The 18273-nt window shown below is 59.1% G+C and carries 10 protein-coding genes, 1 tRNA gene and 6 pseudogenes; 10 read left to right on the forward strand and 7 right to left on the reverse strand.

The features are described 5' to 3' along the window. Position 1: 1 nt before the first annotated feature. The 4 genes and pseudogenes from N7E01_RS02935 to N7E01_RS02950 form a co-directional block, all read right to left on the reverse strand. A pseudogene (locus tag N7E01_RS02935) lies at positions 2-3411 on the reverse strand (UvrD-helicase domain-containing protein). Further along, a complete protein-coding gene (locus N7E01_RS02940; protein WP_289174583.1) occupies positions 3404-4147 on the reverse strand; it encodes a PD-(D/E)XK nuclease family protein in 744 nt (247 codons plus the stop codon). Before N7E01_RS02940 ends, N7E01_RS02935 begins: the two are co-directional and overlap by 8 nt. Beyond that, entirely contained in the window at positions 4054-4662 is a 609-nt protein-coding gene (locus tag N7E01_RS02945) for a hypothetical protein (protein WP_289174584.1), read from the reverse strand. Before N7E01_RS02945 ends, N7E01_RS02940 begins: the two co-directional genes overlap by 94 nt. Before the next feature lie 63 nt (positions 4663-4725). Beyond that, positions 4726-6072: a hypothetical protein gene (locus N7E01_RS02950; protein ID WP_289174585.1), complete on the reverse strand. Its 1347-nt coding sequence runs from the start codon at positions 6070-6072 to the stop codon at positions 4726-4728. A gap of 96 nt (positions 6073-6168) precedes the next feature. Between N7E01_RS02950 and xerD the strand changes: the two are divergent. From xerD to N7E01_RS02965, 3 genes and pseudogenes are all read left to right on the forward strand, one after another. Next, positions 6169-7076 (forward strand): annotated as a pseudogene (gene xerD / locus N7E01_RS02955) (site-specific tyrosine recombinase XerD). Positions 7077-7137: 61 nt separating this feature from the next. Next, a complete protein-coding gene (locus N7E01_RS02960) occupies positions 7138-8085 on the forward strand; it encodes a cache domain-containing protein (protein ID WP_289174586.1) in 948 nt (315 codons plus the stop codon). After that, positions 7982-8728 (forward strand): GGDEF domain-containing protein, encoded by a 747-nt coding sequence (locus N7E01_RS02965; protein ID WP_289174587.1) that lies wholly within the window; start codon positions 7982-7984, stop codon positions 8726-8728. Before N7E01_RS02960 ends, N7E01_RS02965 begins: the two co-directional genes overlap by 104 nt. Positions 8729-8791: 63 nt before the next feature. On the opposite strand, the gene N7E01_RS02970 is transcribed toward N7E01_RS02965, so the two are convergent. Together N7E01_RS02970 and N7E01_RS02975 are read right to left on the reverse strand one after the other, a co-directional pair. Next, positions 8792-9124: a hypothetical protein gene (locus tag N7E01_RS02970; RefSeq protein ID WP_289174588.1), complete on the reverse strand. Its 333-nt coding sequence runs from the start codon at positions 9122-9124 to the stop codon at positions 8792-8794. A gap of 223 nt (positions 9125-9347) precedes the next feature. Further along, a tRNA-Arg gene (locus N7E01_RS02975) sits at positions 9348-9422 on the reverse strand. A 210-nt stretch (positions 9423-9632) separates the two neighbouring features. Between N7E01_RS02975 and tsaE the strand changes: the two are divergent. The 4 genes and pseudogenes from tsaE (at position 9633) to miaA (ending at position 14391) form a co-directional block, all read left to right on the forward strand. Continuing rightward, positions 9633-10188, forward strand: a pseudogene (tsaE, locus tag N7E01_RS02980) (tRNA (adenosine(37)-N6)-threonylcarbamoyltransferase complex ATPase subunit type 1 TsaE). Continuing rightward, positions 10119-11467: pseudogene (locus tag N7E01_RS02985) on the forward strand (N-acetylmuramoyl-L-alanine amidase); the annotation flags it as partial. The pseudogenes tsaE and N7E01_RS02985, both read left to right, overlap by 70 nt. Then, positions 11465-13447 carry a DNA mismatch repair endonuclease MutL gene (gene mutL, locus N7E01_RS02990; protein WP_289175718.1) on the forward strand — a complete coding sequence of 661 codons (1983 nt, stop codon included), beginning with the start codon at positions 11465-11467 and terminating at the stop codon, positions 13445-13447. The pseudogene N7E01_RS02985 and the gene mutL, both read left to right, overlap by 3 nt. Next, positions 13444-14391, forward strand: coding sequence for a tRNA (adenosine(37)-N6)-dimethylallyltransferase MiaA (miaA, locus tag N7E01_RS02995; RefSeq protein ID WP_289174589.1), 948 nt, complete (start codon positions 13444-13446; stop codon positions 14389-14391). Before mutL ends, miaA begins: the two co-directional genes overlap by 4 nt. A gap of 61 nt (positions 14392-14452) precedes the next feature. Here the strand turns inward: miaA and purM are convergent. Further along, positions 14453-15501, reverse strand: a pseudogene (purM, locus tag N7E01_RS03000) (phosphoribosylformylglycinamidine cyclo-ligase). A gap of 78 nt (positions 15502-15579) precedes the next feature. Here purM and hda point away from each other — a divergent pair. The 3 genes and pseudogenes from hda to folK all read left to right on the forward strand — a co-directional run bounded on the left by hda (position 15580) and on the right by folK (position 18220). Beyond that, positions 15580-16278 (forward strand): DnaA regulatory inactivator Hda, encoded by a 699-nt coding sequence (hda, locus tag N7E01_RS03005; protein ID WP_289174590.1) that lies wholly within the window; start codon positions 15580-15582, stop codon positions 16276-16278. Positions 16279-16288: 10 nt separating this feature from the next. Then, positions 16289-17649: pseudogene (gene pcnB / locus N7E01_RS03010) on the forward strand (polynucleotide adenylyltransferase PcnB). 133 nt (positions 17650-17782) lie between these two features. Beyond that, positions 17783-18220, forward strand: coding sequence for a 2-amino-4-hydroxy-6-hydroxymethyldihydropteridine diphosphokinase (folK, locus tag N7E01_RS03015; protein WP_350494915.1), 438 nt, complete (start codon positions 17783-17785; stop codon positions 18218-18220). Positions 18221-18273 lie beyond the last annotated feature (53 nt).

Raw genomic sequence — 18273 nt, forward strand, 5'->3', positions numbered from 1 at the left:
TTTAACAGGAATTTGAATCCTCGATCCAAATGTCGGCCCGCGGAAAATAAAGGGCGGCACGGGCAGGACGACCATCCAGGGCACTGACCTGATCACGATAACGCACCATTTGATCAGCATATCGCTGCCGCATACGCTGAATGAACTGCTCGTCTGATTCGCCTGCTGCGGGCTGACCGGTTTTATAGTCAACCACCAGCCAGCCCTGTTCATCGGATACCGCCAGATCAATGATGGACACACGCCCGGATACATCGAGCAGCGACCACTCGCGATAGGCCCGTGCCAGACCCAGCAGCCAGCGGCCCCGCGGGCTGTCCAGCGTCGCCTGCAGGGTTTCGCATACCACGGTTGCTGCCGCGTCGATTCGCCCGACAGGCAAACCGGCACGCGATAACTGGCGCTGAATCAAAGGGTGCTGCTGCCCGATCCGTTCAGGGGTCCAGCCCTCGCCGCCCGCCTTGCCCAGCCGTTCGAGCCAGGCATGGGCCACCGTTCCGATCAACGCATCCTCATTGGAAGAGGCCGACCACTGCCAGTCAATACCGCCCGGGCGTTCGCGGGAGCGGACGGAGTCGCCCGATGAAAGCGCCATGAGGGGTAAGCGACGCAACATTCTGGTGGACATGCCCGCCTCTGGTGCAAGTGCGCCCGCCTCGGGTTGAGTTATGGATACCCTGCCGTTTGGAAGGCTTGCCAAACCCGTTTCGACGGGCTGCTCCTGAACCGCAGGCAAAACGGCCTCGGGCCGCGACAACGGCCCCAGCCACGGCCACAATTTACCCAGCAAACTGCCCTTGCCCGGGTCTTTCACCTGCCCCTTGCCATCGTCCCATGCGACCTGTCCCACCAGACACAATTGCTGTCGGGCACGCGTCGCCGCCACGTACAGCAAACGGTCAACCTCATAATCAGACCGTTGTTTCTCTCGCGCCCGCAGGTAATTCGTGACCGGATCGACCGATTCATCAGACCGGGGTCGTATGGGCGCAATCAGCAGCCGCCCTTCGCTGTACTCGAAAAGTACGAGACGCGGGTTGTCGGCTGATGCCCCATGCTGCAAGCCCATGAGTATGACGGTATCAAACTGCAATCCTTTGGACTTGTGAATCGTCATGACCTCGATGGCCGGACCACTTTCATGACCGGGTGATGCGTACAGCCGATCAAGCTGTGCATCCAGTTCGACAGGATCAAGTGCGCCGTACGGCGCCAGTTTCTCGATGAGTCGGAAAAAGCTTTGCGCATCAGCGCGTTCGTCCTCGCGACCATAGACCTTTTCGCCCCCAAACGCTGCCAGCACTGCTGCAACCAGGACGCGAACGGCAACACACCCTCGTCGTTACCCTGATCGAGCAAGACCGCAGCGGCATGAACAATACGCCGGTGTTCATCACCAACGACACCCCAGGCCTCGGGGTCGTCCGCGTGTACATACGCCCGCAACACCTCGTGTGGCGCGGCAGAGGCATTGCCGCCGAACAAGGCGTGCAATGTCTGCAAGCGCAACCCGCAGACCGGAGAACGCAACAACGACAGCCAGGCCAGCCGATCGGCCGGGTGCGACAACGCGCACGCCAGCTGCACCAGATCGACAATGACCTGCCGGGACTTCAGGGAAACCAGCTCGACGGCGCGGCACGGCAAGCCGTTCGCCCCCAGTTGACGGACCACATCAAGCAAATGGCTGCGCGCCCGCACCAGAATTGCGACAGGATGATCACTGGCCGGGTTTCGTGCCAGCGCCTCACGCGCCAGACGCACAACCTGGTCTTGCGCTGCCCGCACCACAGCGTCTGGCACTTCGTCTTCAGACAGGCCTGTCCAAACCGGATGAAACGTGACCCCACAACCGTCAAGCGGGGCATTGAACGCCACCGAGGGCGAATAGGGAATTGCCCCCAGCCCCATATGAGGCGTAGCGGGAAACAAACCGCCGAACACTTGATTAACCCAGTCAACAATGGCGGCTTGAGACCTGAAGTTTGTCGTCAACTGCAAGGACTCGAGCTGGACATCACCCAAACCCTGGTCGCGAACCTTGAGAAACAACCCGACCTCGGCCTTGCGGAAACGATAGATCGACTGCATCGGGTCACCGACCAGAAAAAGCGTACGCCCATCATCGGGCAACCACCCTGACGTGAGACGTTCAAGCAGATCGATCTGGGCCTGGCTGGTATCCTGAAATTCATCCACGAGCAAATGGCGGACGGCGCTGTCGAGTGACAGCAACAAATCGGTTGGCTCATCGGGCGTCCCCAGGGCGCGCAGGGCACGCTGCGCAATTTCAATGAAATCAACCTCGCCGGCATCGGCAAAGGCCAGCACCAGCTGCCCGCAAGCCAGCCGCAACACATCCATCAGATCCGACAGGACATCGAGATGCCAGCGCTGATATCCGCCCGCCGGTGCATTGCGAATTTCAGCCAGCGCAGCAACCCAGTCCTCGGTTCCGTCAAACTCGTTGAGCCACGCCATGAACGCATTACGATGCGCCGTACCGGCATCAAAACCTGTTGACTTGTTGACCGTCTTGCGCAAGGATCCGGCACCTGTCAGGACCAGCTCAGACAAAGCCTGCCACTGCGGCAAGGCATCCGCCACTGGCGGGAATGGCGTGCCATCCCAATCACGCAAAGGCAGGACACCCGGCATTTTTCCAGCCTGTTCGAGTGCCTCGACGGCCAGACGACAAGGGCCGGCCAATGTCTTGGCCCAGCCCAACGGCATCAACGACGCCAGACGCCGCAGATCTTCCTCAATGGCCTCGTCAAGAAAAGCCGCCAGCAGGAAGGGATCATTCCCGCCCGACAACAGGGGCATCCATTGATCACGGCTACCCAGCATCTGGGCCAGCAAATTTTCAGCCGCGCGCACGTCAACATCAAGGTGTGCCAGCACCCGGGCCACACTATCGAAATCGTCTACCATGGCCAGCGTAGCCTGAGCCGCCTGACGGTAGTGATGCTCGGGGTCATCCGCCATGCCGGGCATGCCGCCCAAGGCGCTAAGCCATGGCATGCTGCGCACCAGCCAGGCACAAAACGAATCAATCGTACGGATACTCAAGCGGGCCGGGTATTGCAACAGATGCCAGCCCTTCTGGCGATCGCGTTCGATGGCTGCGCGCGCCAGCGCCCAACTATGCCGGCGATGTTCTTCAGGGGGCTCAGGGCCCAAACCCTGGGCCAACTTGGACAAGACACGTGCATGCATCTCTGAGGCTGCCTTGCGCGTGAATGTAATGGCCACGATTTCCTCAGGGCGATCAACCGTGGCCAACAGCGCCAGAATGCGGTCTGTCAGCAACTCGGTTTTACCCGACCCGGCTGGCGCCTGCACCAGAAAAGACACCTGCGGGTCCAGCGCCCTGCGGCGCGCCTGCGCATCGTGGATCTGATCAGACATCGGCTTCCCCGGTTTCCTTCATGGTTTCGTTTTCTGATTCATCGAGCCGCAAAAAAGGCAAGACATCACACCAGCCAAGATCCTGGATTTTCATGAACATGTTACGTGCATCACCCGCAATGAACTCGTTGGCCAACCCTTCAATCGCATTGGACCACCCTGACAACACCCCGCCCCATGCGGGCAGGACCTCAAGACCGGCCAGGCCATAGTTGTCGGTTTCAGCAAATCCTTTAAGGACACAATCGCGCGCATGCAAACGCGCCAGCACCAGAGCACCAACCCGCTCTGATGCTTCGCCGGTACTGATGACCGACGCATAAAACGGCAGCTGCAGCTCTACCGGGCGCTCGCGTAACCAGTCGGCCTTGGGCTGAGGCTTGCCATTTCCCGTCTTGTAGTCGATGACAGCCAGTTGATCGTCATCGAGACGGTCGACGCGATCAAGCCGCAACGTCAGTTTCAGCACCCCGTGCGACCACACGACCGTTTTTTCGGTCGCCTCGACACTAAAAGGAGCCCGACCGCGCTCTTGCTGCAGCCAGGACAACACAACCTTGCTGCCGCGCTCAAGTTCGAGCCGACGCAAGGTCTGGGTATAGTCATGCAAATGCTCATCGGCCGCTGTCGCCAGCGCCTGGTCTACCCGTGCATTGATTGAACCATCGATAAACGAGGCCTCAAGGGTGTGATGATCGCGCAACTGCTGCCAAACCAGCTCGAGCGCACGGTGCATGAACAACCCCGGGCATTCTGGCTGGCCGGCCCGGCATAATCGGGCAATTGCGAGGCACCCAGACGATATTTGACGAAAGCCCACAACGGATTTCGTGCCTGCGTATCAAGCAACCCGATACCCCCGGACACTTTTTCGTCTGCAGCCAGGGGCGGACCCCGCTCGTCACGCAGAATTTCAAGAGATACCCGGTCGCGCAGCGCCTGGACGCCGTCTTCGAGATCGACCTGGGCGATGGCAGTGATGAAGGGGCTGGGGCGCAGTTCACTTTCGCCGGCATGCAGCGCGTGACTGAACCAGACCTGCGGCGCCAGACGACACAGGTCATCGAACAACATACCGGCCCACTGCAACTCGCGCTCGGGCGTGGCGCGCGGCGCCCCGGCATGACGCAACACCGCCGCTGGCAACAACGGATTGGGACGCATCGGGGCGGGCAGAACATCGTCGGTAAGACCCAGAACCCAAACGCCGTCCCAACGCCCCCTCGGCTTCGAGCAGCCCCAGAACATCAAGCCGGGCCGCCGCATCTCGCTGGGGCTGAAAGGGTGTTTCGTTGAGTAGCCGGGCCAGTAAACCTACAGCCTCTGGCAGCGAAACCTCGCCCCAGACCACCTCGTATTGCCCCAGTTGCCCGACCACACGGTCAAACGCTTCCAGCGTCTGAAACGCGGCGCTGCCCTGGGATCCTCCACCCGGAAACCCCAGGTGTGCAAGAAGCCCCTGAAACTGGCCGCACGAAGGTGCAACCCCGCGCGACGGGGTTGATGCATGAGCGCATCGGCACATGCGACCCAGGCTTGATGCAACCGGGGAGCCTGATTGGCCAACACGGCCGTGAACTCGGACAGTGACACAGCCGTGACCGCACGCTTGCGCCAGAATGCGTCAATACGGGCCCGGGCAGCAGCCTCGCCAAGCCCGCCAGCACAGGCACCGGCCAACAAGGCCGCACCCAGCACGGCAGGTGTTGAATGACCTGCCCGATGGAAATCGGCCAGAGCCTGCAGCCAGGCCAACGCCGCGCGAGCCAGCGGCCACTGGCCTAACGGTCGGGCAACTGCAACGTTGTAACGCTCAGCGACAGGCAAAATCTGGTGCAGTACGCGATGGGCCAGCGCGACATCAGCTTCGAGACGACTGGCCACGATCGCATAACGCCCCTTCGGATCATTTTGCAAACACTCCCGCGCCCAATGCGCAGCGGCCCACCACTCGGGGTCTGTGTCAGCAACGGCAACACGCCGCAAAGCACCGGACGCTTGCTGACGCGATGACAAAACACAAACCTGGACACCCGTCGCACCAAGGGTTGAAAGCAGCGACGACAATCGTGGCGACAGCTCGTTGAAACCCGCCAGCACCAGCGTATCAAGATCCAGTGGCAATGTGCCATCGACGGCCGCAGCACATACTCGTCCGATACTGGCATTGACATCTTCAGCATCGAGTGCGGCCAACCGCAAGCGATAGGCGTCACGCCAGACCAGAAAACGCTGGTAATCAGGCGTTTCTGCCGCCGGGTCCACCGTCAGTTGCCATTCGTCCATGAGCGTATCGGCGTCATAGGCCAGACGCGCCGCCGTGGTCGAATCGAGCAGGCTGGCCTCACCCTCGACCTCCTGGATCACCTGGCGCCACACCCCTTGCGCAGCGAATGCATCAAGCGCATGCGCAGGCGTGTTGGCCTGTGGCAAGAACGACAGCGCGTCGGCGGCTTGCCGATACCAGGCCGCGAGCGGCACAATGGAGGGCAATGGCATGACCCGCCGATCGTTACGCAGCAGGGTCGACAAGTCGGCCAACAAGCGGCGCGCATGACGGTTATTAACCGTGATCACCAGCGTGCGCTGGCTATCCATATCGAGCAAACCGGCCGGCGAAACGGCACCCAATGCACCCAAATCAGTTACAGTATTCAGCATGACTGCGACCCAGACCAGAAACCACCAGTTTACCGTGCAGAAACGACGACCCGCGTCGTACACAGACAGTAATGTCCTGCCTTGACAAGCCCCTGAATGCCTGCTCCGCCCATCTTTCTCCAACCCCTGATCCAAGACTTTCTGGATGCCCTTTGGCTGGAAGACGGCCTGGCCCAGAATACGCTGCAGGCCTACCGGCGTGATCTGACGGCGTTTTCAGCATGGCTGCATCAGACATATCAACGGCCGTTGACCAGCACGCAGGACGCCGACATCAAGGCCTGGTTTGCCGCAGAACGCGACGTTTCAAAAGCCACCACAGCAAACCGGCGCCTGGCGGCGTTGAAGCGTTTCTTTTCATGGGCCAAACGGCAAGGTCATATGCAGCACGACCCTTGCCTGACCCTGAAAAGTGCCCGGCAACCCTCCCGACTTCCAAAAACGCTTTCAGAGGCCCAGGTCGAAGCCCTGCTAAATGCCCCGAATACGCTGGATACACTGGGCCTGCGTGACCGCTCCATGCTGGAAACCCTTTACGCGACCGGCTTGCGGGTCAGTGAACTGGTATCTCTGAAATTACTCGAGGTCGACCTGAACGCAGGCGTACTGCGGGTTATCATGGGCAAAGGAGGCAAAGACCGTCTGGTACCACTGGGCGGCGAAGCCGTTTACTGGTTGCAGCGCTACCTGAATGACGCCCGCCCCCTGTTGCTGGGTCCTCGCCGTTCTGATGCCCTGTTCGTGACGACTCGAGCAGCGGCCATGACTCGGCAGTCATTCTGGTTGATCGTAAAAAACATGCTGCGCAAGCCGGCATCACGGCACCGCTGTCACCCCATGTACTGCGACATGCCTTCGCAACACACCTGCTGAACCACGGCGCCGACCTGCGGGTTGTACAAATGCTGCTGGGGCACGCCGATATTTCGACCACCCAGATTTATACGCATGTGGCGCGCGAGCGATTGAAGTCCCTGCATGCCCGTCATCACCCGCGCGGGTAGCAAACGCCACTGACGCGTGTTACCCCCATGTTACCGTTTCACGAAAAAACCGATTTTGCCAATGTCACTTCGAAACATCAAAAAGCTGAACCTGCGCAGGCTGATTGTCACCCTGGCCGTCATCACCGGCATCATCATGCTGATCAACAGTTTCTACGCCAGTTACAAGGCACAGGAACGAATTCTTATTGAAAATCGCCTGCAACTGAACAAGGCTTACGCCAGCAAGGTTGCCGCCGCCACCAGCGACTACCTGCAGAACGCCATGCAACAGTTGCGCTACAGCAGCAAAGAACTTAGCAAGATTATTGATATTCCCCACAGCCTGCGGGCGGAAACCCATCGCCTTTACGAACAGACAGAAAATTTTGACTCGGTCGTCGTGATCAACGCTAACGGCCAGGTTCTGGCCACCAGCCCGACCAACCCGGAACTTGATGGCAAAGTGCTCGGCACCCCGGGCGTGGTCGAGGCCCTGGCACGCAAGGCCCCCACGATCAGCGAGCCGTATGTCTCGTCAACAGGCAACCTGATCATCGCTTTGTCGCAACCCATCTTCTCGGCGGCGGGTGACTATATGGGTTATGTGGGCGGCAGTATTTACCTGCGACGCAACCACATCCTCGACCGCCTGCTGGGCGACCACCATTACAGTGACAGCACTTACCTGTATGCCATCGCCCAGAACCGCAGCCTGCTCTACCACCCTGAACGGAACAGGGTGGGCACCCCTGTGGGCGATAACCCTATTATTGATGCCGTTCTTGAAGGTGAAACCGGCGAAATGATTGCCCCCAACAGCCAGGGGTCACCATGCTGGCCGGTTACGCGCCGGTTGCGCTTACGGGTTGGGGCATTGTCGCGCAATGCCCCACCCACGACGCTTTGGCCCCCTGGGCTCACTCATGACCGGAGTTCTCAAAGACACGGCCCTGCCCGCTCTGGTTATTCTGGGCCTGGCCTGGTGGCTGTCGCGACTGATTTCCCGACCGCTGACCGCACTGGCTGAAGGCGCCCGCACACTGGACCTGCCCGATACCGCACGCAAAATTGAAAATGTCGAGTCATGGTACTTCGAGGCCAGCCAGCTGAAAAAGGCCATGCTCGAAAGCATGAGTACCTTTCACCACAAAATCGTCAAACTGAATATTGATGCCCAAACCGACGCACTGACCGGGCTGCTGAATCGCCGTGGGCAGGAAATGGCGCTGGAAGCTCTGGCGCAAAGCGCCCAGGATTTCTGCGTCGTCGCTTTGGATATTGATCACTTCAAACAGGTCAACGATGCATGGGGGCACGACATCGGTGACGTTGTGCTGCAACAACTGGCGACAGCGATACGGGTCTGCTCGCGTGATGAAGACCTGCTCTGCCGAAGTGGTGGCGAAGAGTTCCTGATGCTGCTCCCGGCAACGCCGCTCAGCGGCGGACAACATGTTGCAGGACGCCTGCGCAGTTATGTCGACAACCTGCACGACCTGCCGGGCCCGGGACACATTACGATATCGCTGGGGGTTGCGTATTGGTCACCCGATCTTGGCACTACGGTCGAACATGCCCTGAAAGCCGCCGACGACGCCTTGTACCAGGCCAAACGCAACGGTCGCAACCGGGTCGAAATCGCATCGACCTCTCGACAGTCTGCACTATAAAAAAGCCATGGGCATTTTGTGCACCATGGCCTGGGTCTTGCGGCATCGAATGCCAGAAGCCGTTTATTCGAACGTGAACAATTCCAGTTCGCAAACGTTATTGTCTTCGCTGACGACCTCATCACCATCGGCGAACACTGCTTTGAAATCGAACATGCAGCCGCCCGAACCATCGTCAATATCAATCACGATGGAACTGCCTGACTTCAGTTTCTGGCCGGCAAGAATATTTTCTTCCCAGTCGGTGATATTGGCACGCGACGCATGAAACGCCACGATGGTGACACCCGCCTTGTTGGCAATCTCGACGCGGCGGTCGGCTGCGGAAGCGGTAACAGAACCGAAAGTGGCGGCTGCGAAGGCGACGGAAAGGCAAATCGAACGAAGTTTGAACATGACACGACCCAAAAAAGTTAAGGGTGACTGAAAAGTGAAGGTTTAGGGCGCCGCCAATGAACACAGCGGACGTCGTCATGATACCGGTTTCGATACAGTTTTTATATATCGAAACGAGTCACTCGAAAAATTTTTTCAACAACGACTAACATCGTTTATCGCAGGCGCAGGCTTGCAATCAAAAAAGAGCGCTCGTGGGCGCTCTTTTTGTTGCACTGGTCGCTGGCGTCTCCGACAGGAATCGAACCTGTAATCTTCCCTTAGGAGGGGAAAGTTATATCCATTTAACTACGGAGACGGCGCGGTGCCATTTTAGCAGCAAGCAGTGTTGTTTTTTGTTCTCGGTGAAAACGTGAATTTTTCATGACGGCACTTGCATTATTTTCGGGCAAGAATAATTTCTGTAGGTTGATCCTGATACGGCCAAACTGCTGTCGAACGGCACACGCACCCGAATGCTGTTTCGGCCCTTGCACTACAATCCAGCCTTCACTCCAGGAATTAAAAAATGGAACAGGAAAATCGCAAATTGGGCGATATTGCGTTCTTTTTAACCGACGAACAAGACACCGAAGCGCTGGCGCAACAACTGGCCCCCTGCTGCTGGCCGATGACCCCGATCACCCCGGGCTACCTCAAGGCGGTCATATCCACCTGAGGGGTGATCTAGGTGCAGGCAAGACCTGCTTCGCGCGTGCGTTGCTTAGGGCCTGCGGTGTCACCGGCCGAATCAAGAGCCCGAGCTACGCCTTGCTTGAAAGCTATAAAGTTTCTAACTTATACTTGTATCATCTTGATTTTTATAGATTTAGCGACCCGCGCGAATGGATTGACGCCGGCTTCCGGGATCTCCTGCAAAAACAAGGGGTTGTACTGATCGAGTGGCCTGAACAGGCCGGCGGTTTACTACCGCCCCCGATCTTGACATCGCTCTTGACTATGCAGGAACCGGTCGGCAGGCACGGTTAACCGCCTACAGCAACAAAGGACAATCATGGCTAAACAGACTAGTGCTTCCGCAGAGCGGATCCCCGCCGCCGGGCTTGTCCGCCGACGCCTCGTAGCCACGGCAACAACCCTTTTTCTGCTGCCCGTCGTCCCGAAAATTGCGCATGCCAGCACCATTCTGGCGGTGCGCACCTGGCCGGCCGACGAATACACACGAGTTACGCTCGAACTGGCTTCCGAGCTCAAGGCCGAGCATTTCACGCTCGAAAACCCGCATCGTCTGGTGGTGGACATCAATGGCCTCACCATGAACCAGACCATCAACGAGCTGGTTTCCAAGGTGCGACCGAACGATCCCTACATCGCTTCAGTCCGGGTGGCACAAAACCGGCCCGATGTGGTGCGGCTTGTCTTTGACCTTAAACAGGCCATTGCACCCCAGGTATTTACACTCAAGCCGATTGGTGAGTACAAATTCCGTCTGGTGCTTGATCTGTACCCGAAAATTGCCCAAGATCCACTCATGGCCCTGAGCCAGATGGGCAACGATAACGGCCCCTGGCAGAAGTCCTCGAAAACCTTGCCCAGGCGCGCCCTGATGTACCCATTCCGTCGGTGCAAGGGCAACAGCTCCCGCCCGTTGCACAGCAAAAACCCGACCCGGTGATCCCTGGCCTGACACCCGCACCAGCGCCCCAGCGAGGCAACCAGCCCATTCTCATCGCTCTGGATGCAGGCCATGGCGGCGAAGATCCAGGCGCTATTGGCCCCAGTGGCACTCACGAAAAAGACATCGTGCTGGCTATCGCCAAGCGGCTCAAGAAAATGATTGATGCCCAGCCGAATATGCGCGCTTACCTGACACGTGACGGTGACTACTTTGTGCCCCTGCATGTGCGGGTGCAAAAGGCACGACGCGTCAAGGCCGACCTGTTCATCTCGATTCACGCCGATGCCTGGATCAAACCCTCCGCGCGTGGCTCGTCGGTATTTGTGTTGTCCCAGAACGGGGCATCAAGCGCGGCAGCACGCTGGCTGGCCCAAAACCAGAATGATGCCGACCTGATCGGGGGCATCAATATTGGCGCACAAAACCAGCAGGTTGCCAAGGTGTTGCTCGACATGTCCACCTCGGCCCAGATCAACGACTCCATCAAGGTGGGTGGACGCGTGCTTGGCGAAATCGGCAAGATCAACAAACTGCACAAGTCACACGTTGAACGTGCCGGCTTTGCCGTGTTGCGTGCACCTGACATCCCGTCCATATTGGTCGAAACCGCCTTCATCAGCAATCCGCACGAAGAACGCCTGCTGCGCAGCCCCGCGCACCAGACCAAAATTGCCGAAGCCATGCTCAAGGGCATCAACGATTATTTTGCAACTAGCCCGGGCTTGCACGTAGGGCATAATTGCCCTCACGATGTCGCAACGCCCTGTCATTACCCTCTTCCCGACCTCCTGATCAGCCAGATTGCTGCCGGTGAGGTCATCGAACGGCCCGCTTCGGTCCTCAAAGAAATTGTCGAAAATGCCATCGACGCCGGTGCTTCAAGCATTGAAGTGAGGCTCGATGGCGGCGGCATTCGCCGGATCGCTGTATCCGACAACGGTTGCGGAATCCCTCCTGATGAGCTCCAGCTGGCGCTCACCCGCCACGCCACCAGCAAAATCCATTCGCTCGACGACCTTGAGTCGGTGGCCTCGATGGGCTTCAGGGGCGAGGCCCTGGCTTCAATAAGTTCGGTTGCACGCCTGACCCTGACCTCGCGTACCGCCGATGAACCCCATGCCTGGCAAATCAGTGCACAGGACAGCACGGTCAGTGCAGCCTCCGGCCCGCAAGGGACAACCGTTGATGTGCGCCAGCTCTTTGAGACCGTACCCGCCCGCCGCAAATTCCTGCGAACCGAGGGCACCGAATATGGTCACTGCGTGGATGTTCTGGAACGCATCGCCCTGGCTCACCCCCACATCAGCTTCCGGTTGTTTCATAACGACAAGCCCCAACGTCACTGGAAGAGTGCCGACATCCCCCAGCGCATCCTGGATGTGCTGGGTACTGAGTTTGTGACCCAGGGCCTGGGTCTGGCCGTTGACCATGGCCTGATCCGGGTACAAGGCATGATCACCCGCCCCACTTATGCACGGGCGCGTGCCGACCGGCAGTACCTTTATGTCAATGGCCGGTACGTTAAAGACAAAACGGTATCGCATGCCGTGCGTCAGGCGTATTCCGATGTCCTGCATGGCGATCGGCAACCCGGTTACGTGCTGTTTTTATCCATTGACCCCGCCGCAGTCGATGTCAATGTCCATCCGGCAAAACACGAAATCCGCTTTCGTGACAGCGGTGCAGTCCACCAGTTTGTAACACGGGCATTAACGCAAACACTGGCGCAAACGGCACATAACGAGGGGTTGGAAGCCTCAGGACGGCAGGTGAGCCCGGCGACCGTCGTCAACCAGACCAACCTATCAAACCCGCTCGTCGGCCACGCAGCAAGCAGCCATGCCGCTGAGCCCACCCTGGCTTACCGGAACGAACCTGGCCAGCCCCCTGAAAAATCCGTATCAAATCCGGCCTGGCGCCCGGGTTTCAGCCAACAGACCCTGAACCTGCGATCAGCCCCGTCAAGACATGCTGCCGATTGGCAAACCCTGTATCGTCCCCTTGAGACGATTACTGCTCCGAATCCGTTTCCCGCGGGCACCGTCTCGCAACCCGAGGGTTCGCCACCTGCCCAGATGACGCCAATTTCTGATCAGGCTGCCGCTTCCCTGCCGGATCATGAGTTTCCCCTTGGCATGGCGCTGGCCCAGGTCCACGGCATTTACATCCTGGCGCAAACCGCCACGGGCCTGATCCTGGTGGACATGCATGCCGCCCATGAGCGTGTTGTCTACGAGCGCCTGAAAACGGCCATGGATACCCACCAGTTGCCCCGACAAGAACTGCTTGTTCCGGTGGTATTCAATGCTTCGGAGAAAGACGTCGCCCTGGCTGAAGAATATGCCGATGTGCTGAATGAGCTGGGTCTGGTGTTGCGCCCGGCCAGCCCGACGGCTCTGACCGTACGCGCCGTCCCCGCTTTGCTGGCCAGTGGTGATATTGAATCGCTGGCGCGCAATGTGTTGCTTGATCTGGCAGCGGTCGGCTCGTCCAGCCAGCTGATTGAACAACGCAACGCCCTGCTGGCGACCATGGCCTGCCATGGCTCGGTTCGAGCCAACCGGCGTCTGAGCCTTGACGAAATGAATGCACTATTGCGCAATATGGAGCGCACCGAGCGGGCCGACCAATGCAACCATGGCCGCCCGACCTGGGTGCACTGGACCTTGGGCGACCTGGACAAACTTTTCATGCGTGGCCAATGACACACCCACACCCCATCCTCTGCCTGTCCGGACCAACGGCCGCAGGCAAAAGTGCCTCAACACTGGCCATTGCAAGCCATTGGCCGGTTGAAATCATTACTGTTGACTCGGCCACCATTTACCGGGGTATGGACATCGGCACGGCCAAACCCTCCCGGGAAGAACAGGCCCAGGTTCCGCAGCATTTGCTGGACATCCGTGATCCGTCTGAAAGCTATTCAGCCGCAGAGTTTTGCAACGATGCAACCACACTGATTGAACAGATCCGTGGCCGGGGCCGTATCCCGCTGCTGTGCGGGGGCACCATGATGTATTACAAGGCCCTGCGGGAAGGGCTGAACGATCTGCCGGGGGCCGACCCGGCCCTGCGCGCCGAACTGGAGGCCGAAGCGGAGAAATCGGGTTGGCCAGCCTTGCACGCACGTCTGGCCGAGGTAGACCCGGTCACGGCCGCACGCCTGGCCCCCAACGATAGCCAACGCATCCAGCGTGCGCTGGAAATCTGGCACCTGAGCGGTCAACCCATGTCGGTTTTGCTGCAACACGGACGGCCGGGAGCACCGCAAAGCGATCATCAGTATGTCACTATCAGCCTTGAGCCTTCTGACCGGCTGGCCCTGCACCAGCGCATCGCCCGGCGCTACCAACAGATGCTGGAGCACGGTCTGGTGGAGGAAGTGCGGCACCTGTATGAACGCGGTGACCTGCACCCCGGTCTGCCCTCGGTACGATGCGTGGGCTACCGGCAACTCTGGGATTACCTGGACGGCAAGATCGATAAGACGCAAGCGATTGAACAGGCCATTGCCGCCACGCGACAGTTGGCCAAACGACAACTGACCTGGCTGCGCGCCCAGCCCGACCGAATCGTTGTTGACTGCCTGGCACCTGATGCCGCCGCCAGAGTGCTCGATACCGTATCACAACTGTGGTCAGGCAACTGACCCTACCTGCCAGAACCGGTTAAGGCTTCGACACAAATTTGCCGAAACCACCGGACCGAACCTAAACGACAACGGTTTGTGGCATATCGCCGCTTTGAGCTACGATTTCGCCCAGACGGCTGACCTGCTCACCATGAGCAGCCAGTGTTGCGCTGACCGCATCCGCCTGATCGGCCGGAACCACGATGACCATGCCGATACCACAGTTGAAAACGCGGTGCATTTCGGTATCGGCCACGTTGCCGCCTTTTTGCAGCCACTTGAACAGCTCGGGCATTTCCCAGGCATCGCGATGCAAACGCGCCGACAAGCCAGGTTGCAGAATACGAGGCACATTATCGAGCAAGCCACCGCCGGTAATGTGGGCGAGGCCCTTGATGGCCGTACCGTGCTGTTTTAATGCCGCCAATACCGAACGCACGTAAATGCGTGTGGGCGCCATGACGACATCGCCCAGAGGACGACCACCCAGATCATCTTCCGGCCGAGCACCGGTAGTTTCAATGATTTTGCGCAACAACGAGAACCCGTTGGAGTGTGCGCCGCTGGACGCCAGGCCCAGCACCACATCACCCACAGCAATAGACTTGCCATCAATGATTTTGGATTTTTCAACGGCGCCAACGGCAAAACCTGCCAGATCGTATTCACCCTCGGGGTACATGCCGGGCATTTCAGCAGTTTCACCACCGATAAGCGCACAGTTGGACAATTCACAGCCCTTGGCAATACCGCCCACCACGGCGGCGGCCGTATCCACGGACAACTTGCCGCAGGCAAAGTAGTCAAGGAAGAACAATGGCTCGGCCCCTGGACCAGGATATCGTTGACGCTCATGGCCACCAGATCGATACCGACCGTGTCGTGACGCTGCCAGTCGAAGGCCAGACGCAACTTGGTGCCTACCCCGTCGGTGCCCGACACCAGAACCGGCTCTTTGAAGTTCTTGGGCACTTCGAACAGCGCCCCAAAACCGCCGATACCGGCCATGACACCCGCGCGCATGGTTTTGGCTGCCAAAGGCTTGATGCGGTCGACCAGAGCGTCGCCGGCATCAATATCAACACCCGCATCGCGGTAGGTTAAAGAGGTGCTTGAGTTGTTTGTCATGAGAAAAGCCGTGGGATGTGCAAGAATTGCGTCTTAAATAAAATACCAAGGCGCATTTTACGCTTTTTAATGCCGTCAATGACCCAACAACTGATACTCAACCTGCTGCCCGCCCCAAACCCGACCCTGAACAATTTTGTGGCGGGCAAGAATCAGGCAGCGATCGAGGCGCTACAGCACTGCCAGCCAGGTCACGCCGTGTATCTGTGGGGGCCATCGGGCGCGGGGCGCAGCCACTTGCTGCAAGCCCTGGGATTTGCCGACGGGGCTCTGTATGTCCACCATAGCAACGCCAATCGTCTGTTGCAATCGCTGGTTGAGTCCGACACCATCGACGTGAAGCGCATTGCCGTTGACGGCATCGAACGCTACGACGATGACGCCCAGGCCGCCTTGTTCGCCCTGTATAACCGCTGGCGCGAATCGGCCAGCAGCTCGCGCGCCTTTGCCCTGCTGGCCGGTGGCGACCGCCCGCCCATAACCATGCCGGTTCGCGAAGACCTGCGCACCCGGCTGGGCTGGGACCTGGTCTTCAGGCTCGAACTGCTGTCTGATGAAGAGCGCGGCCAGGCCCTGCAAACACGTGCACAAGAGCGCGGGCTGCACCTGTCACCCGAAGTAATCCAATGGATCCTGACGCACTACGCCCGTGACATGAACCGCCTTACCGAGCTGATCGACGATCTGGACCATTATTCACTTGAAAAACAACGCGCCATTACCTTGCCGCTGTTACGCGCCTTCCTGAATTCAGACACGTCCCGTACAAAGCCCTAAAATACCGCTCATGCTTACCGAAACAATAAAAAACTTCGTCGGCCGATTGTTTTCCTCGCCTGCCCGCGGACCAGAGCGTCTGAGGCGTGAAAAACACGGCATCGACCGGCGCAACGTGTCACGACACGCCATCAAGGTATGTGAAGTCTTGCAACAAGCCGGCTTTGACGCATACATCGTCGGCGGTGCCGTACGAGACCTGATCATGGGCCTCGAACCGAAAGACTTCGATGTCGCCACCAATGCCACACCGAATGAAATCCGCTCACTGTTCCGCCGTGCCCGCATCATCGGCAAACGGTTCCAGCTGGTGCATGTCGTGTTCGGCCCCGAAATCATTGAAACGTCAACTTTCCGTGCCCCCGCCTCTGACGAACAGGAAACCGACGAGCACGGCCGTATCCTGCGCGACAACCAGTTTGGCACCCACGAACAAGACGCCGCCCGCCGCGATTTCACCCTCAATGCGCTGTATTACAACCCGGTCAATGAAGAAGTCATCGACTACCATCGCGGCGTAGCCGACCTCAAGAAAAAGCTGGTACGCATGATTGGCGACCCCCAGCTGCGCTACCGGGAAGACCCGGTCCGCATGCTGCGCGCCGTCCGTTTTGCAGCCAAGCTCAATGCCACCATAGAACCCGCGTCACTGGCCCCCATCAAACAAGCCGCCCACCTCATCGAGAATGTTCCGGCGTCCCGGCTGTTTGATGAAGTCATCAAATTGCTGACCTGCGGTCACGCCATGGAGTGCCTGGAAAAGCTGCGTGAGTTCGGCCTGGCTTCTTACCTGCTACCCTATCTGGACGACCTCATGTCCAACCCGGAAGACCGCCACTTCATCGACATGGCCCTCGAACGTACCGACCTGCGGGTACGGGCAGGCAAACCCATCAGCCCCGGCTTTTTGTTTGCCGCGATGCTATGGCGCATGGTGGACAAACGCTGGAAGCAAGGTGTGTACGATGGGCATCCGACCATGCAGGCCCTGATCGAAGCGGCAGACCGTGTCATTGACGAACAATCCGGACAAATGGCCATCCAGAAGCGTTTCCAGGGCGACATGAAAGAAATCTGGTTCATGCAACCCCGCTTCGAACGCGCCACGCCCAAGTCGATCTGGCGCATGTTTGAACACCCCCGCTTCCGGGCCGCTGTTGATTTCCTGCAGTTGCGCGCTGCCGGCCATGAAGTTGACAGTGTCCATGCCCAGTGGTGGATGGATCTGGCCAACGCCGAACCGGAAGAGCGCGGCCCCATGATCGACGCCTATCAGCAACGCAACCGCAACGAGGGCCCGGGGCCGGCCCGGCGCGTCGCAAACGTCGCCCCCGGCGCAAACCCGCCGGTGCGGCGGCCAACGTCCATTAATCGGTTCGCGAGGGGCTGGATAAAAACAGGCTTGGCGAGATACGAGCACAATCAAACATCAAACCACCGCTCAGCGACCCGAGACGCCTGACACACCTTCAGGTCTGCCCCTCGCCCCAAGTGTTACGAAAACATGATTGATCCCACCCCCACTACCGACGAACCGGTCTGGAACACGGCATTTATCGGACTGGGCGCGAACCTTGGGGAAGCCCACCAGACCTTGCTCAAGGCCATCGAAACGCTGGGCCGGCACGCAGACATTCGTCACCTGCAGCTGTCGCCGTTTTACAGCAGTGCACCGGTGCAGTCGCATGGCCCCGACTACGTCAATGCCGTTGCCCGCCTAGAAACCCGGCTGACACCCTACGCCTTGCTTGACGTGCTGCAGGCCCTCGAAACCCGGTTTGGCCGCGAGCGTCCGTACCGAAACGCACCTCGCACGCTGGATCTGGACATTCTGCTGTTCAACAATCTGGTCCAGAACGACCCTGCTCTGACCCTGCCGCACCCGCGCATGCACGAGCGCGCCTTTGTGCTGCAGCCATTAAAAACCTTGCGCCAGACATGATGCTGGCGCAAGGTTCTTTAAACGACCTGTTAACGGCCTGCGCCGGTCAGCGC

Source organism: Neopusillimonas aromaticivorans, from assembly GCF_030344915.1.
Taxonomy (GTDB): Bacteria; Pseudomonadota; Gammaproteobacteria; order Burkholderiales; family Burkholderiaceae_B; genus Neopusillimonas; species Neopusillimonas aromaticivorans.

What these genes read in the sequence shown, in the direction of transcription:
- N7E01_RS02940 (WP_289174583.1), bottom strand. Translation starts at nt 4,147, where the DNA reads ATGCACCGTGCGCTCGAGCTGGTTTGGCAGCAGTTGCGCGATCATCAC.
- N7E01_RS02950 (WP_289174585.1), bottom strand. Translation starts at nt 6,072, where the DNA reads ATGCTGAATACTGTAACTGATTTGGGTGCATTGGGTGCCGTTTCGCCG.
- N7E01_RS02960 (WP_289174586.1), top strand. Translation starts at nt 7,138, where the DNA reads ATGTCACTTCGAAACATCAAAAAGCTGAACCTGCGCAGGCTGATTGTC.
- N7E01_RS02965 (WP_289174587.1), top strand. Translation starts at nt 7,982, where the DNA reads ATGACCGGAGTTCTCAAAGACACGGCCCTGCCCGCTCTGGTTATTCTG.
- N7E01_RS02970 (WP_289174588.1), bottom strand. Translation starts at nt 9,124, where the DNA reads ATGTTCAAACTTCGTTCGATTTGCCTTTCCGTCGCCTTCGCAGCCGCC.
- miaA (WP_289174589.1), top strand. Translation starts at nt 13,444, where the DNA reads ATGACACACCCACACCCCATCCTCTGCCTGTCCGGACCAACGGCCGCA.
- hda (WP_289174590.1), top strand. Translation starts at nt 15,580, where the DNA reads ATGACCCAACAACTGATACTCAACCTGCTGCCCGCCCCAAACCCGACC.
- folK (WP_350494915.1), top strand. Translation starts at nt 17,783, where the DNA reads ATGATTGATCCCACCCCCACTACCGACGAACCGGTCTGGAACACGGCA.